Origin of the sequence: Arthrobacter sp. OV608 (assembly GCA_900110595.1) — a bacterium.
Lineage (GTDB): Bacteria > Actinomycetota > Actinomycetes > Actinomycetales > Micrococcaceae > Arthrobacter.
On record FOEZ01000035.1, the window covers coordinates 1 to 15,019 of the forward strand.

At 60.3% G+C, this 15,019-nt stretch carries 14 protein-coding genes and 3 pseudogenes; 10 read left to right on the top strand and 7 right to left on the bottom strand.

The annotated features are described in order from the left end of the window. Together BMX78_RS22920 and BMX78_RS23300 are read left to right on the top strand one after the other, a co-directional pair. On the top strand, positions 1-218 hold a 218-nt coding region (locus BMX78_RS22920), incomplete at its 5' end, for a hypothetical protein (protein ID WP_211482609.1). A 164-nt stretch (positions 219-382) separates the two neighbouring features. Beyond that, positions 383-532 carry a hypothetical protein gene (locus BMX78_RS23300; protein ID WP_211482610.1) on the top strand — a complete coding sequence of 50 codons (150 nt, stop codon included), beginning with the start codon at positions 383-385 and terminating at the stop codon, positions 530-532. Between the two features lie 638 nt (positions 533-1,170). Here the strand turns inward: BMX78_RS23300 and BMX78_RS23785 are convergent. The 6 genes from BMX78_RS23785 to BMX78_RS21885 form a co-directional block, all read right to left on the bottom strand. After that, positions 1,171-1,668 (bottom strand): MarR family winged helix-turn-helix transcriptional regulator, encoded by a 498-nt coding sequence (locus BMX78_RS23785; RefSeq protein WP_091424519.1) that lies wholly within the window; start codon positions 1,666-1,668, stop codon positions 1,171-1,173. A gap of 299 nt (positions 1,669-1,967) precedes the next feature. Further along, entirely contained in the window at positions 1,968-2,306 is a 339-nt protein-coding gene (locus BMX78_RS21865) for a riboflavin kinase (RefSeq protein ID WP_091424521.1), read from the bottom strand. Next, positions 2,303-3,235 carry a cytochrome b/b6 domain-containing protein gene (locus BMX78_RS21870; RefSeq protein ID WP_091424523.1) on the bottom strand — a complete coding sequence of 311 codons (933 nt, stop codon included), beginning with the start codon at positions 3,233-3,235 and terminating at the stop codon, positions 2,303-2,305. The genes BMX78_RS21865 and BMX78_RS21870 overlap by 4 nt, the downstream gene beginning before the upstream one ends. Continuing rightward, positions 3,232-4,251 (bottom strand): electron transfer flavoprotein subunit alpha/FixB family protein, encoded by a 1,020-nt coding sequence (locus tag BMX78_RS21875; protein ID WP_353615458.1) that lies wholly within the window; start codon positions 4,249-4,251, stop codon positions 3,232-3,234. Before BMX78_RS21875 ends, BMX78_RS21870 begins: the two co-directional genes overlap by 4 nt. Continuing rightward, positions 4,232-5,005 (bottom strand): electron transfer flavoprotein subunit beta/FixA family protein, encoded by a 774-nt coding sequence (locus tag BMX78_RS21880; protein ID WP_091424527.1) that lies wholly within the window; start codon positions 5,003-5,005, stop codon positions 4,232-4,234. Before BMX78_RS21880 ends, BMX78_RS21875 begins: the two co-directional genes overlap by 20 nt. A 204-nt stretch (positions 5,006-5,209) precedes the next feature. After that, positions 5,210-6,361, bottom strand: coding sequence for an acyl-CoA dehydrogenase family protein (locus BMX78_RS21885; protein ID WP_353615459.1), 1,152 nt, complete (start codon positions 6,359-6,361; stop codon positions 5,210-5,212). Between the two features lie 523 nt (positions 6,362-6,884). Between BMX78_RS21885 and BMX78_RS21890 the strand changes: the two genes are divergently transcribed. The 8 genes and pseudogenes from BMX78_RS21890 to BMX78_RS21930 all read left to right on the top strand — a co-directional run bounded on the left by BMX78_RS21890 (position 6,885) and on the right by BMX78_RS21930 (position 13,824). Continuing rightward, a complete protein-coding gene (locus BMX78_RS21890; RefSeq protein WP_091424530.1) occupies positions 6,885-7,682 on the top strand; it encodes a citrate/2-methylcitrate synthase in 798 nt (265 codons plus the stop codon). 105 nt (positions 7,683-7,787) lie between these two features. After that, a complete protein-coding gene (locus tag BMX78_RS21895) occupies positions 7,788-8,387 on the top strand; it encodes a nuclear transport factor 2 family protein (RefSeq protein WP_091424533.1) in 600 nt (199 codons plus the stop codon). Then, positions 8,387-9,316, top strand: coding sequence for an alpha/beta hydrolase (locus tag BMX78_RS21900; protein ID WP_211482611.1), 930 nt, complete (start codon positions 8,387-8,389; stop codon positions 9,314-9,316). The genes BMX78_RS21895 and BMX78_RS21900 overlap by 1 nt, the downstream gene beginning before the upstream one ends. A gap of 145 nt (positions 9,317-9,461) precedes the next feature. After that, positions 9,462-10,208, top strand: a complete 747-nt coding sequence (locus BMX78_RS21905; protein ID WP_091424542.1) for an NADPH-dependent F420 reductase — start codon at positions 9,462-9,464, stop codon at positions 10,206-10,208. Positions 10,209-10,386: 178 nt separating this feature from the next. Beyond that, positions 10,387-10,476, top strand: a pseudogene (locus BMX78_RS23790) (hypothetical protein); the annotation flags it as partial. 202 nt (positions 10,477-10,678) lie between these two features. Beyond that, positions 10,679-11,056, top strand: a pseudogene (locus BMX78_RS23890) (transposase); the annotation flags it as partial. 320 nt (positions 11,057-11,376) lie between these two features. After that, positions 11,377-11,574, top strand: a pseudogene (locus tag BMX78_RS23795) (IS110 family transposase); the annotation flags it as partial. A 1,788-nt stretch (positions 11,575-13,362) separates the two neighbouring features. Beyond that, positions 13,363-13,824: a helix-turn-helix domain-containing protein gene (locus BMX78_RS21930; RefSeq protein ID WP_091424547.1), complete on the top strand. Its 462-nt coding sequence runs from the start codon at positions 13,363-13,365 to the stop codon at positions 13,822-13,824. Here BMX78_RS21930 and BMX78_RS21935 read toward each other — a convergent pair. Beyond that, positions 13,821-14,807 (bottom strand): aldo/keto reductase, encoded by a 987-nt coding sequence (locus BMX78_RS21935; protein ID WP_091424549.1) that lies wholly within the window; start codon positions 14,805-14,807, stop codon positions 13,821-13,823. The two genes, BMX78_RS21930 and BMX78_RS21935, sit on opposite strands and share 4 nt — an antisense overlap. Positions 14,808-15,019 lie beyond the last annotated feature (212 nt).

A 15,019-nucleotide genomic window follows, 5' to 3' on the forward strand; every position in this document is an offset into this window, starting at 1 on the left:
CGCCAAAGGATCGGTTAATCGTGCTCATTCTTCTCCTCACAACACCCCTCACTTCTTCCGGTCTGCACCATCCGGTGACCACCGCTTCCTGGACCCCGGAGATCGAGCAGCCGAGCCACCGCATTGCCCCCCTCCATGAAAACCGCCCCATCGTCGCCACCTGGTCGAACCAAACCGCGCGGCCCTTCCTGACGATAGCCGCTGCGGGACGTTCTTGAATACGATACCATCTGACTGAATTCGATACCAAGGGCATGGTGGACAATACGTGCGCTTGCGCGCGATGGTGTGGATCTGTGGGTACGGAAGACGATATTTACTCGCGCGTTCCGCGTCGCGGTGATTCTCCCGATTCAACCGCTGGCATGGACCTTTATATACCGTGAAGCTGTTGCTGGCGGTATTCGAAGGCGCCGCGGCGGCCGGACGGGATCTGGCCGGGACAGAGAAGATGATTGGGATCAAGCTCTCCTTCGATACGGACTACGCCATGGCACTGGAAAAAACCGCTTCTGGGCGCCGCTGTCACTGAGCCCGGAGCAGAAAGCCGGCCTTGAGGCACCCCGCGGCCCGGGCAGCAGCCGCGGACGCGTTGCCCATCGAACAGGTCGCCAGACGCTGGAACATAGCTCGAGGCGATAACCTGGACCGGTTGCTGACTGTTGCGTCGCGAGTCCGTGACGACGGCTTTGCGCGTGCCTCCTGCGAGGGCATCATCACGTATTCAAAGAAGGGCTCATCGCATGCGGCGTCCTTGACGCCGCTCGAAGGGGATTCAATTATCTGAAGAGTTGTGGGTCGTCGGGTACAACGGGATCACGATGTCCGGCTGGGCTGCTCATGATCCGACCACAGTGCAGCAGCCGATAGAACGCATGGCAGAAATCAGCGTCGATCTTTTCGTCAAGAGGATCTAGGGCGCGCACACTTCTTCGCCGCACCGGCGAAGGCTGGAGGGCGACTGATCGTTCAATGGTCAACGGCGTACGCACCCGCATTGCCGCAGGCTACGTTCCGACCAGTTGCGCAAACGCCGGTCAGGGGCCAGTTCTCCCTGAGGCATCCGAAAAAGGAATGCTGTCCACGGCCGCCGTGCGGGACCTGCGGACTGGAAGTACTGCCTCAACTCCACGCGTGCCCGGCCAAAACGCTGCCATCCCAAACGACGGCTTATGGCTCGGAACCCGCAGAGGCGGACAAGTTATTGATTGCGCGCACCAATATCGGAAGTGCATTGGAGACTTGGTCCACTTCTGACGAGCTCATTTGGCGAGTCAATTCCATCATGAGGCGCGTCCTGGCCCGACGTACCGCCCGGTAAGCTGCCTTACCTTCATCCGTCATCGACACAAGATATGCACGAGAGTCCGATTCATCGGTTGTTCTACTGACGTAACCAGCTGCCACCGCTGCCGCTACTTGCCGGCTGAGAGTGGACCTGTCGAGCCCAAGGCGATCTGCGAGATCAGAGATTCGGAGCGTCCCAGCGGCTGACAATCGAGTGAGGATCGAGATTATGGAGCGATCTATCGAGACGCCCGACCTCTCAACTAACCGTACGTGGAACTCATAGAGGGACCAGCGAATGATAGAACCCAAGGCCTCATCAATCACGCGCTGATTTGGATTAAGCTCAACCATATCGCCGACCGATGCCGTGGTTGCCATAAGTGCCCTTCCTCGTTTCCAAACTTGTCATGGCCCTAGCCTTAACGGGTCGAACCAAGCAGTCCGATGCACAACATATGAATAGAATATCGAGCGCGCATCTCTACACATCGATCCCATCCGTCAGATTGTGTTGGCCTCGGTGTCACGAAACGCCAACAACCTGGTGCAGTGGGAGTTGACGCTCAGTCAGTTGCCCTGGCGCTGTATTTCGGGAGGCGGGCTTCATCGCGGCCTTTGGAGCTCCTCGCAATCTGTCAGAGTCATTTAATGCTGGCGACCGCTGATGGTCCGTCGGCTCAACTTGGACAGCCGACGATACACTCCTTGTCTTGCACAGAGATGTTGGCTGTGGGATAGCCGAGTTCGCAACCGCGGGCATCACCATGCTCAACTATGCCTTCAAGCTGGGCAGTGCAACTGATTCCCTCTCGGGCGCCAGAAAGGGAGCTCACTTCGATCAAATCCCTTTTTTGGGTCGCTAGCGTAACGGTTGGGGATAGACGGAGGGCAATTCTGTCCCGCCAATCGATGACCACATCGATGACGCTGTGATCTCGGGCAATCCGTAATCCAGCCTTCATCGAGCCTCCCGTCGACGGTTTCTTTGGTCTGACATGCTGTATCGCCATAGTCATTTTTTGGTTACAGATCCTGTCAGCGATGCGATTGGCCGCAGAAGGATGGGTTGGGCGGATACCCACAGCACCGCCATGAGCACGAGGGCTCCGGCGAAGAACCAGAAGCCGACCCAACTCTCGTCGTTCCGTCCGGCGAATATGTGATTGAGATTGCGCAATGCGCCGGTCGCGAACACGAGGGTCACGTGGCCGATGATGAACAGCACGAAGTAGAGCATCACCGGGAAGTGGATCGCCCGAGCTGTCTCGACGCGGTAGACCTTGTTGATTTTGGCGTCCTTAGGCCACGCGCCCGACATGCGGATGCCAGTGATGATTGAAAGCGGGGCGGCGACAAAAACAGTCACGAAGTACGTGATCATTTGTAGGCTGTTGTAGGACACCCAGGCATTTTCGAGCGGCCAGTCGAGAGATGCATACTGCAGCGCGGCCGACAGTGCGTTGGGAATATGCTCCCATGAGGTTGGCACCAATCGCTGCCACTGGCCCGTCGAGAACAGTAGGACGTAGAAAGCGATCCCTGTAACGACCCACAGCACATTAAGGGTCAGATGCAGCCACAGGTCGAGACTCACCTTGTTCGGCTTGCCTTTGGTGCGGATGAGCCCCCGATTGTTTCGGGTCCAGTAGGCGGGGGGTCGCTGGGTGGTGCGTACGTTCCAACCGCTGCGGATAATCATCAGGATCAGAAGCATGTTGAAGAAGTGGCTCCACCGCAACCACTCGGGGAAGCCCTCGGGTGTGCCGACGGGCGGTTGGACGTGGCCGGGATAATTGGTCACGAATGACTGGACTCCGGACAGGGTGCGGAGCCACTGCGCCCCGAACACGACCGCGGTGAGCAGGACCAGCACAACGGGGATCACCCACACAAGCGTGAACCAGCGGCTGCGCTGGCCCTTCTTCTTCACAGTGCTGCTAGTCATTTCTGCCGCGCCTTGATTCCCTCGACTAGCTTCGGTACTACTTCGAAGAGATCTCCGACGATGCCGAAGTCAGCGATGTCGAAGATGGGCGAGTCACTGTCCTTGTTGATAGCGACGATCGTCTTGGCAGTCTGCATTCCGGCCCGGTGCTGAATCGCACCCGAGATTCCGAGCGCGATATAGAGCTGCGGCGACACCGTGCTGCCGGTCTGTCCTACCTGGTATGAATGCGGCACATACCCCGCGTCCACCGCGGCCCGCGATGCACCTACGGCAGCGCCAAGCACGTCGGCGAGGTCTTCGACGATCGAAAAATTCTCCTTTGAGCCGACACCGCGGCCACCTGACACGACAGTGGTTGCCCCCTGCAGTCCGGGGCGGGTCGACACGATCGTCTCGTCATTCACAGCAGTGATGACGGTTGACTTCGATGCGTCGACCTCCATGGGGACAGTGCTGATCTCGGTGGCTGCCCCGGGCACGACATCTTCGATCGCACCGAGCCTTACCGTCGCAATAGTCAGGCCTCCAGTGACCGTAGCGTCGGTGTTGTAGGCACCCCCGAATACTGAATGAGACCCGACAACCCTGTCACCGTCTGCGTGCACGCCGACGACGTCGAGCAGCAGCGCTCCGCCGGTGCGGACCGCCAGTCGACCCGCGACCTCAGCCCCGTCCAGAGTATTCGCGGTCAGCACCGCAGTTGGGGAGTACTCGGCAACGGCAGCCTGAAGCGCGGCAAGCTGGGCGGCTGCGACAGTGGTTGTCGCGGCACCAGTCTCGGCGATGTATACCCGCGCTGCACCCAACTCGCTCAGACGCGAGGACACTGCGGCGCCTTGCCCGGGCGCGACCGCTGCAACCGCAATGGGCGTACCTATGGAGGCGGCAGCACCGATCAACATCTCCGACGACCGACGGATCAGGCCCACGGGGGAGACCTCGATGAAAGCAAGAACGTTTGACATCGTGATTTTCTCCAAATCTCTTAGCGGCTCAAAGTAGTCGCTCGGCAACGAGGAATTCGATGAGCTTGTCGGCTCCATCGCCCTCGTCATGGAATTTCGTGCCGGCCTTGCGGGCGGGGCGAGCGGCCGTGGAAAGGACGATCGAGCGGGCCAGGCCGGGGAAAGAAGGATCGATCCCGAGGTCAGATAGCGAGACCACATCGATCTTCTTGCGTTTGGCCGACATAATTCCCTTGAAGCCGGGGAAACGCGCCTCGTCTGCGCTCTCGGTGATGGACACGACGGCCGGAAGTGCCGCCCGTACATCGCGCGTCCCCGACTCGGTCGCCTGTGTTCCTGTCACCTCGTTGCCCACCTGGAGTCCGTTAAGCGAGGCCAGATACGACAGGCCCAGGTGCTCCGCGACCATGGCGGGGATAACACCACCCCGGCCATCGGTCGATGCATCTCCCGCCAGGACCAGATCAACACCGCCTACTCGTTCCACCGCCCTTGCGATGACCAGGGCGGACCGTACAGCATCCGCCCCCACCAACTCGTCGTCGAGAACGTGCACTCCGGAATCGGCTCCCATCGAAAGTGCTTTCCGAACGGACGCTGTCGCCGATTCCGGACCCATCGACAGGACTATTACTTCTGTCGTCTTATCGACATCCTTCCGCTGCAGCGCGACCTCAATTGCTCGCTCGCTGATCTCATCGATAACCGCGCCGCTTTGCTCGCGATCAACCCGGCCGTCAGCCAGCAGGGTACGCTCCCCATAGGTGTCGGGCACCTGCTTAATCAGTACAACAATTTTCACTGGCTACTCCTTTGATACGTGCAGATCCCCACGGTGGTCGGCAGGCCGCTGCCTGCAAAGAGACGAGGCGCAAACGGGCTCCTGTAGAGAACATTCCCGGTGTTACCGTTGCAGAAGGCGACCTTGAAGAGGTTATTCAGCCTCGAAGTATGACCAAGGCTCGTGGTCACAATTGCCTCAGGCGGCACTCAGGCAAAACGTGCTCTAGAAGCCGAGGTCGCGTCCGATGATGTTCTTCATGATCTCGTTCGACCCGGCCCAGATCTTGGTGACGCGGGCATCTTTCCAGGCGCGGGCGACGCGGTATTCATTCATAAATCCATAGCCGCCGTATAGCTGGACGCAGTGGTCAAGAACGTTATTCTGTATGTCCGCGGCCCACCATTTTGCTTTGGCGGCATCGACGGCGGAGAGCTCTCCGCGGACTTGCGCAGCGACGCACTGGTCGACGTATGCCTGGGTCACCTCAGTCTTTGTCACGAGTTCCGCAAGCAGGAATTTGTTGTGCTGGAACGAACCAATCGCCTGGCCGAAGGCGTGGCGATCGCGTGCATACTCAATCGTCTCGTCGAGGATCTGCCGGGCGTGGGCGAGATTAGTCACGGCGGCGCCAATGCGCTCCTGTGGAAGCAGTTCCATCATGTGGCCGAATCCGCTGTCGAGGGTTCCGATCAGGTGGCTCTCAGTAAGGTGGATGTTGTCGAAGTAGAGCTCGGCGGTGTCGGCCTCCGGTTGGCCCACCTTATCGAGTGGCGTTCCGCGGCTGAAGCCTGGCATCGATGCTTCCACAGCGAAGAGAGAAATTCCCTTCCCGCGGCTATCTGGAGTCGTGCGTGCGGCCACGATGATAAGGTCCGCAGAGCCTCCGTTGGTAATGAAGATCTTGGATCCGTTGAGAATCCAGCCACCGTTCGGGTGCTTTACGGCAGAGGTTCGGAGGGCGGCTAGATCGGAACCGGCGGAAGGCTCTGTCATGCCGATTGCCGTCACAATGGACCCGTCGCAGAACCCGGGCAACCAGCGTTGACGTTGCTCGGGCGTCGAGAGCTTTACCAGATACGGTGCCACCACATCGAAGTGAATGCTCAGCGACGATGCGAGGGCGAGGTTTACTTTGGCTAGCTCTTCGAGCAGTACCGCATTGAATCGGTAGTCACCAGCTTCGCTTCCGCCATACTCCTCAGGAACCTCAAGCCCAAGGAAGCCGTGCTTGCCAGCTTCCTCCCAGACTTCCCTTGGAATTCGCTTGCTCGAGGCATGCTCGTCGACGTAAGGGGTAACGGAGCGCCGAATGAATTCGGCGACCGAGCTGCGGAAGGCCTTATGGTCATCATCGTAAAGTGTGCGCTCAATCATCGTTGATAAGTTCCTAGGTAGCTGCCTTGATGGACTAGTGGCCTCGCCTTGGGCGAAGGGATGGTGCTGCACTTTGGGATGATCCCATGGCGGTTATATTGATTGCATAGTACACCTAATAATTGCTCTTGGGAATGCCCACCAAGATGGTGACCATCAAGCTCCAGGCTGGCTGTGAACTTGACTGTGAATAGCCGCAGGATTCCCGGTCGATGATTTCCGCAGACGCTCCCCTCGTTTCCAGGGTAGAACTTCACGCACAACCATGTGCCCTCATGTCAATGCGCTCCATCAGCGCCGCTAATCCCTCGATTTCCCCGGCTGGATACGATACCATCCCATTTATGGATGCGATTCCACGGTGTCTTTACAGTGCAGTTGGTCCCGTGCTAAGCCATTGAACGCTCATCGGGGCGACTTGTTTTTAACTGGTCCTGGATCAGGACCCGGTCAGGACTCTTGCCCTCCAGCACCCTCGACCACGATAGTTCGAACTATTTATCTCTACGAGAGGAAGGCGCCCATGGCGTCAACAACTGACGACTGGTCAACAAACATAGCGGAAGTGCGTGACGACGACGTTCTCATTCGCGGCCGCCTGCTGACCTCAATGATTGGCAAGTGCAGCTTCGGTGAACTCGCATACCTCCTCATCAGCGGCCGGTGGCCAACGAAGGGCCAGGCCCACGTCCTCGAGGCCATCATGGTTTCAGTGATGGAGCACGGCATCTCACCAACCACCACAGTCACCCGAATGATGGCCTCGTACGGGAATCCAATCCAGGTAGGAATCGCTGCTGGGATGCTCACCATCGGTGATCACCACGGCGGCGCCGGAGAACAGATCGCCGGGTGGCTTCGGGAAGCCATAGCCAGCGTCCAGAGCACCGGCGTCGATCGCCGCGACGAGATCCGGACGAAGGCGCGAAGCATCGTTACGGAGCGGCGCGCCGCCCGCGAACCAATTGAAGGATTCGGGCACCCGCACCACGATGTCGACCCCAGAGCGCCTCTGCTGATTCGGATCGCCAATGAATATGGGGTCTACGGCGATTATTGTCTTCTGCTCGAGTCGATCGAGGCCGAGCTGGAAGCAGCCGTGGGACGGCGAATCGCGACCAACATCGACGGTGTCTCCGCGGCGCTGCTCTTGGACCTCGGCCTTGATCCACGCTTGGCGCGTCCGATCCTGATGGCTCCGCGGACGTTGTCTCTTGCTGCCCACTTCATCGAAGAGCAGGACCAGGGCCAGAAATGGCGTCACGTCCCCGGCAGCCAAGTCACTTACACCGGCCCCCAACATCTACGCACAATCGAATAGACATCTCGTGGATCAAGACGTCCTCGTTCGTGCACATCGATCCGCGGGTGCACTCCCAGGACCGGGATCTCACAGAAGGCACAGAACGCCATAAGGAGGCGCACCATGACGCTGGACGTCAACACCGTCAACGTTAGTCCCCGCATTGAGCCCGGGTCGGAACTACTGCACGTGCAGCGGTTGGCTGATGTGCAGGCAATTCAGCAACTGGGGGCGATCTATCCGATCCTTGTGGACAGCCACGACTTGAACGCCCTTGTCGACTTGTTCGCGCAGGACGGCACTTTCCTGCGTGCCGGACATGTGCACACAGGTCGCGAGGAGTTGCATGAGTTCTTCGCTCAGATCATGCGCGCCTACTCCATGACCGTCCATAGCGTTCATTCGCATGTGGTGGACCTGGCGTTGGGCGCGAACACTGCGGTCGGTGTGCAGATGGGACATGGAGAGGTGGCGATCAAGGGGCAACGGTGTCTCGCAGCATTTCGCTACGACGACGAGTATCGCTGGGTCGAGGGCCGATGGTTGTTCGCGCGCCGGCAGTTGCGTTATGAGTACTTTTCGTCCCACGATGCTTTGGGTAGTAGCCTCGCCGGTCGCCAGCGCGTTCGCGTTCCAGGCGCCGCTCCGCGGGACGCGGAGATTCCGGAGGAGCTGCCCAGTCATCTGGTTGCACAAGCGGCTCGCAACGAAAGGGTTCGATGATGGCAGAGACCAAGCCGGTAGTTTCAACTCCCCTCGACCGGGCCAAGGCGATGCTGGATCACGCGCTGCCGGCCAACGGTGGGGGAACGCTGGAGGACCGCCGCGAGGGCTACGAGGCGGTGCTTGCACAGCTGCCCATACCCGAGGACGCCTCGATCACCGCCGCCACGTACGGAGGCATCGACGGTTATTGGGTCCGGGCCGCTGGCGCCTCCACCGGACGGATCGGCGTGATGCTCCACGGAGGCGGCTACATCATCGGATCGGCGAAGGGCTATCGTGCCTACGCTGCGGAGGTGTCACGGGCAACCGACGCACGGGTCTTCGTAGCGGAGTACCGTCTGGCCCCGGAACATCCGTTCCCGGCGGCCCTCGACGATGCGCGAAGCGTCCTTGCCGCCGCGATCGACGAAGTTGGGGCCCAGTCATGCTTCGCGATTGGAGACTCTGCAGGCGGGGGGCTGGTGATCAGCTCCCTGTGGGATCTGCACCGCACAGGGGCGACACTCCCGGGCCGCATTGTCCTCGTGTCGCCACTCGTCGACCTGACGGTCACCAACCCCAGCTATGAAGAGCGCGCAAACATCGACCCGATCGTCTCGCGCAATGGCATTCAACGCGCTGCCAATCTATACCTCGGTGGGCGAGGACCGGATGAGGTCCCGGCGGCGTTTCCGATGCTGTCTGATCTCGGCTGGCTCCCGCCTTGCCTATTGCTCGTGGGGGGCGCGGAGGTCCTGCTGGACGACTCACGCAATTTAGCGGAGAAGCTCGAGCGGGAAGGGGCGCACGTCGAATACCGCGAGTACGACGGCATGGTGCACGTCTGGACGCTGTTTTCGTCGTTCCTGCCTGAAGGGCAGGAAGCGCTGGAGGAGATCGGCGCATTCGTGAACACCGAGACCTCTGTGACGAGTGGTGGTTTCTGACCCGCGTAGTGGTGCTCATATCTTATGTGGCGCGACGAGTTCACCTTCCGGGTGATCTTGACTCTTTACAAAAACATTTTGCGGCGTCGATCTGCGTCGTAATCGGCATTTCTTCATCAGACTTATCACTAGCAAGGAGAATAAAGTGCGTATAGGAATTCTCGGTTCCGGCAACATCGGCACGACCCTGGCAAACCGTCTCGCCGCGGCGGGTCACCAGGTTAAGGTCGCCAACTCCCGTGGTCCCGAAACGGTGCCGGCCAACGCGTTGAGCAGCGGTGCAACGGCCGTCACGGCGGGCGAGGTCGTCGACGGGGTCGAAGTCCTCATCACCTCGGTCCCCTTTGCGCGGATACCTGACCTCAGGCCGCTGATCGAGCGGCTTCCCGATGATGCAGTGGTCATCGACACCTCGAACTACTACCCCCATCGCGACGGTAACATCGCCGCGGTCGACGAGGGGCAGGTGCAGAGTCTCTGGGTCAGCGAGCAGTTCGGCCGCAAGGTGAACAAGGCCTGGAATGCCATCAACACTGGCTCGTTCGACTCCAAAGCAACGCCGGCGGGTCATCCAGACCGTATTGCAATTCCCGTCGCCGGCGACAGCGATGCTCAGCGTGCCTTGACCATGTCGCTGGTCGAGGAGACAGGATTCGATGCCTTCGACGCGGGCAAACTCGAGGAATCGTGGCGACAGCAGCCTGGCACTCCTGTCTACTGCACGGACTTTACCAGGGAGAAGGTCGCGGAGGCCCTTGCGGCAGCCGACAAATCGCGGTCTATCCTTCGACGCGACCTGATGATCCAGGTGAACCGTGAAATTTTGAATGACCCTACCCCCGTGAGAGGGGAGGACTACATGGTTCAACTGCACCGCGTCTTCAACACGTAAAGAACTTGTGGTCTCGAGCTGACGCCATTGGCGGAGTTGCCCAGGATCTGGCGGTGCACCGGATCGGAATGCCGCAGGTTCGCCCGCCAGACCGGGCTCTCTAAGGCCGTTCCGGCGCCTGGGGTCCTGGCAGAGATTTCCGGTGCCGATGCCGTCATCCTGGCCCCGGTAAAATCCCGTGCTGTCCATCGGCACCATCTTGAAAATCCCGGGCACCCGGCAGGCAATCCAGACGACGGCGGCTCCCGTCGTAGTAGTTTCGCCCATCATCTCCGGGGCGGCCGTGCGGGGCATGGCGGCTGCCTGCCTGGCTGCGATCGGCGTCAGGACTGCTGCCCGGTGCGGTGGCAGCGCATTATGGTGCGCGGTCCTCCGGAGGAATCCTGGATGCGTGCCGGTGCGGAGCGGGACCCGGAGCTGTTCCTTGACTTTCCAGACGGCGTGGAGGGTGCCGGTTGGACCGCCGATGGGCCGTGCTGGCGACGTCGAGATTAACGAAAACGCCAGCCACTGCGGCCACGGCCTACAGCCTGCGTCTTCTCGCGCGGCGTTGGCCGGATCTGACCGAGCAAATCCAAGACCTGACCCGGCACCTGAAGCGGCTGTTGGAGGACCACGCCCCAGCCCTTATGTGCGTGTTTGGCTGCGGACCAGACGCCATCGCCCAGCTGCTGATCACCGCCGGAGACAACCCCGAACGGCTCCGTTGCGAAGCTGCATTCGCCGCACTGACCGGTGTGAGCCCGATGCCGGCGTCATCGGGTAAAACGAACCGTCATCGGCTGAACCGAGCCGGTGATCGCCAAACGAATTCGGGGCTCTACCACATCGTCATCGTGCGGCTGCGCCACAAGAGGGCCCGTGGCCCTGCTGGGATGAGTGCGTCTAGCATTCAACCTGGAACAGGACCACGAGCCAAATGGGAGTGTACTGGCTGGCCCGTACGGGACAGACTGGTATCTGAGCCGCTGGCAGGTGAGCACTACACGAGCCGGAATGCCCCGTTCTTTAGTCCTTGATCAAGATCGTGCCCCTGCCGGTGAGCGAGGAGGGCGAAAGCGCTGGTGGGATGTCGTGCCATGGAGCACTAATCCATTAGGTCGCGCCTGGTTCTTTCTCCAAGGCGGCTCGGGAAAACCGAGACGGCATTGGAAGGGGTTGGGTGCAGATGCTATTCGTCGGTGATGACTGGGCCGAGGACCACCATGATGTTGCTCTTATCAATCAGGAAGGCCGACTACTGACCCGCGGCCGGCTACCAGAAGGTGTGCAGGGAATCGAAGCTTTGCATCGGCTTATCGCCGATCATCTAGACGAACGCGATGGGCCTGAACAGGTGATGGTGGGCATCGAAACGGACCGTGGCCCCGCGGCAGTGCAATCGACAAGACCTGGGCCCCACCGCATGCTCCTGCAACGCGGCGGCGACACACTCAGCTGCCGAGCCTGCCTCCGATTACACGAAGTGTCTACCAGCCAATCCTGCGTCCAGCGAACCGAGGCCGCCACGGCCATCAAGAAGCCAGACCAACCGGTCCACAACTCCATAGTGAAGAGCCAATTTACCCGTAGCGCCGATGCCCGTCTGCTCTTCTTGTAGATCGTGTCGGTGTACTCAATCGTGCTTCACGCCAGCGAAGATAGCAACGATCTCGGCTTCGACCTCGACGTCGAGGCATACGGTGACATCAGCGACAATCCGTAGCTGACCTCTTCACGAAGACGCACGGCGAAAGTACGACCCTACTGGCTATGCCGCAGGTTGGTTTCCTTGTCTACGACGGTGGAACATACTGGGCACCGCGGTTTGCTTGGTGAACGAAACCTCAATGCGCGCGCCGAGGCCGAAAAGTCGATGCCACCCTCCTCATGGACTACTTCCTAGGCCACTCCAACGGACTCGGATTGCTGAGTGAGAGTGCGCGGTCAAGAAATAGCGCATGGCCGGCAACTCTTCTCGGGCGGTCTCGCATCTGGCCATGGTGAGAGCAGCCAATGCGATGCACCGAATCGACCGTCTCAGCCTGGCCGTTCGGACGGGATGTACTGGCCGCGGATACGCACACCCCGCCTGTTTTGGAGCTTCGGCTTAAACTCAATGGGCATGAGAGGTTGGAACTATCTTCTGGGGTCAGCCTCTCAGATCTTGATGCTCGAGCAATTCGTGCCTGTGGTGGAGCATGAACTCATGCCGGTAGTGAAGGCCAATCCAAGGGGATGCAGAGTATTCGTCAATGGCAAAATCTTGAAGCGGAATTGGTGCTTCTTCGGGGCAGATGTTCTGACCCGGTACGGGTGATCGGGACACTTTCTGAGTCAGGACGTCGTGCGGTGCTCGGGGCCTGGGCATAATTTTTCCTCGTTTCATTGGTGTTTGCTGTTAAGATGCGCGGAGGATGTCTTCGACGCGGTGTTTGGCGTCACCGAAGATCAGGGCAGAGCAAATGTCCCCTGGTCCTCCAGGCAGCGAAACCGTTGGCGAGTTCGGTGAATCGGATGCCGGCGACCGTGGCTTGGCGTCCCGGTTGGGGCCCTTGTGTCGCGCGCAGTGACTTCGCCTTCGGGGGTTTTCACATGAAATCCACGTGCCCCCGGACCGGCATGGAAGACACCCGCGCTAACTCTCATGGTCGGCATCCACTCCGTTGACGATGTTGTCGATTGAGGTTGACAGGGACTACGTCCGTGTCAATGTAAGCATCGAGGCGGCTAGGCCCCATTCTAAATAAATTTCACGGTGACACTCGTCACGTATCGAAACCATAGCGGGCATTGAATACGAAGTCAAACGGTACCTTGGGAACGAATTCATGCACACTTTCGGCTTGGACGCACTAACTTCTACGACCTGCCACTGGTCTTGACGTCTGTTGGTGAAAACCCGAAGTAGCGGGATCTGGGGATTCTGCGGGCAGGTGTTCTTGTGAGTACGACTCGACGTGGATTCACCGGAGTATTGGCGGGAGGCTGCGCGCTTGGTCATTGATACGGGCAGGCCGGTCGCTCCGGTGGCCCGCTAGCTGGGTGTGGGTGAGCAGCTGCTGGGCCGCTGGGCGCCTCAGTTATGGGGCGCGGCTGGAGGCTCCCGAGGAGTTCGCTATGGCGGACTGGAAGGGATTCCCGCCGCAACGATTCCGGCCGATAGCGCCGATCGGTGACACTCGGGTGCATTCGATCCCGGATCTGGTCGCCAGAAAGTGGACACCGTCCCAGGCGCTGGCGACGCGATCGAAGATCGTTTTGGCCAGCGCCCGAAGGGCTGACGGACGTGGCGGCCGCTGCGCGGTGCGGCGTGGAACCGCACACCGTGGCGAAATGGCGGCGCCGGTTCCTGGAACAGCGTCCGGACGGGCTGGTCGACGAGCCCAGGCCGGGCCGGCCGGCCACGGTCACGGCCCAGGAGGTCGAGGACGTGGTGGTCGCGACACTGGAATGGACACGGAAGAACGCGACCACATGTCCCGGGCGAGGATGGCCGAACGGACCGGGCTTTCGACGGGCCTGGGTGAAGACCTGGAACGAACACCCAACGCCATTCACCTGGACAAAAACCGCCGAACAAATCCTCGAATCCCTCGGACGACTTCTGAACCGGATTTCAGGCGCAGGACACTAGATCGTCAGGCCCTTGAGGGCGTAATCCGGATACCGTTCTCCTGCGGCTACTCCGACAGGGAACATCTCGTCGAGGACCGAGAGGTCGTCGGCCGTCAGCACAACTTCGGCCGCAGCCACGTTCTCCTCCAGGTACGTACGACGCTTGGTACCGGGGATCGCGACGACACCCTCCTGGTGCAACACCCAGGCCAAAGCCAACTGTCCCGGCGTGATGCCCTTCCGCGCGGCGATCGCGCGCAACTTCTCGACGACCTTAAGGTTGGCGTCTAGGTTGCCGCCGATAAAGCGCGGGCTGACACGACGGAAATCGCCCTCCTCCAAGTCGGCCGCCGTGGATATCGCCCCGGTCAGGACACCACGGCCCAGCGGCGAGTACGCCACGAACTCGATGCCGAGCTCGCGGGTCGTGGCAAGGACACCGTTGACTTCAGGGTCCCGTTCGAACAGCGAATACTCGGTCTGAACAGCCGTCAGTGGATACGTTGCGTGCGCGCGTCGGATCGTCTCTGGGGATGCCTCCGAGATCCCGAGGTAGCGGACTTTGCCCTCTTCGACGAACTCCCCCATCGTGCCGATTGTCTCCTCGATCGGCGTGCTCGGATCAACCCGGTGGATGTAGTACAGGTCGATCGTCTCGCGGCCGAGGTTACGCAGCGAGCGCTCGAGCGCCTTGCGCAGATATGCCGGCGAACCGTTCGGCCCGACACGCTCGCCGTCATCGCTGATCTCAAAACCTGTCTTGGTTGCAAGGGCGTACTCATCGCTGCGGCTGCCAATCGTTTCACCGATCAGCCGCTCATTGACGAACGGACCGTACATCTCTGCGGTATCGATTAGGCTGACGCCGAGATCGAGCGCCCGGTGTAGGGTCGCAGCCGACTCCGCGTCGTCACGCCCCCCGTAAGCACTGGACATCCCCATTGCGCCGAGTCCCTCGACGCTGGCCTCAAGACCCTGACTTCCCCATGATTTCGTATTCATCAGATAAGCTTGCCAGATCCCCACAAATTTGCGCAACGGTTCGGTGCGTCCGTCACCGGCGGTTCGGACGGGGTGGTGACGACGGCAATTATGATCAGGCAGGCTTTTCTTGGCTACCGGCTTCGCTTCCTTCGCCACTCGGCCGGGGTGAGACTGAGGATGTACTCAGGTGTCCCCGTGCGGAATGGATATGAGTCCAGTTGTTCGTTCTG

Coding starts and splice junctions, on each gene's coding strand:
- BMX78_RS23785 (WP_091424519.1), bottom strand. CDS start 1,668: ATGGCAACCACGGCATCGGTCGGCGATATGGTTGAGCTTAATCCAAAT.
- BMX78_RS21865 (WP_091424521.1), bottom strand. CDS start 2,306: ATGACTATGGCGATACAGCATGTCAGACCAAAGAAACCGTCGACGGGA.
- BMX78_RS21870 (WP_091424523.1), bottom strand. CDS start 3,235: ATGACTAGCAGCACTGTGAAGAAGAAGGGCCAGCGCAGCCGCTGGTTC.
- BMX78_RS21885 (WP_353615459.1), bottom strand. CDS start 6,361: ATGATTGAGCGCACACTTTACGATGATGACCATAAGGCCTTCCGCAGC.
- BMX78_RS21890 (WP_091424530.1), top strand. CDS start 6,885: ATGGCGTCAACAACTGACGACTGGTCAACAAACATAGCGGAAGTGCGT.
- BMX78_RS21895 (WP_091424533.1), top strand. CDS start 7,788: ATGACGCTGGACGTCAACACCGTCAACGTTAGTCCCCGCATTGAGCCC.
- BMX78_RS21900 (WP_211482611.1), top strand. CDS start 8,387: ATGGCAGAGACCAAGCCGGTAGTTTCAACTCCCCTCGACCGGGCCAAG.
- BMX78_RS21935 (WP_091424549.1), bottom strand. CDS start 14,807: ATGAATACGAAATCATGGGGAAGTCAGGGTCTTGAGGCCAGCGTCGAG.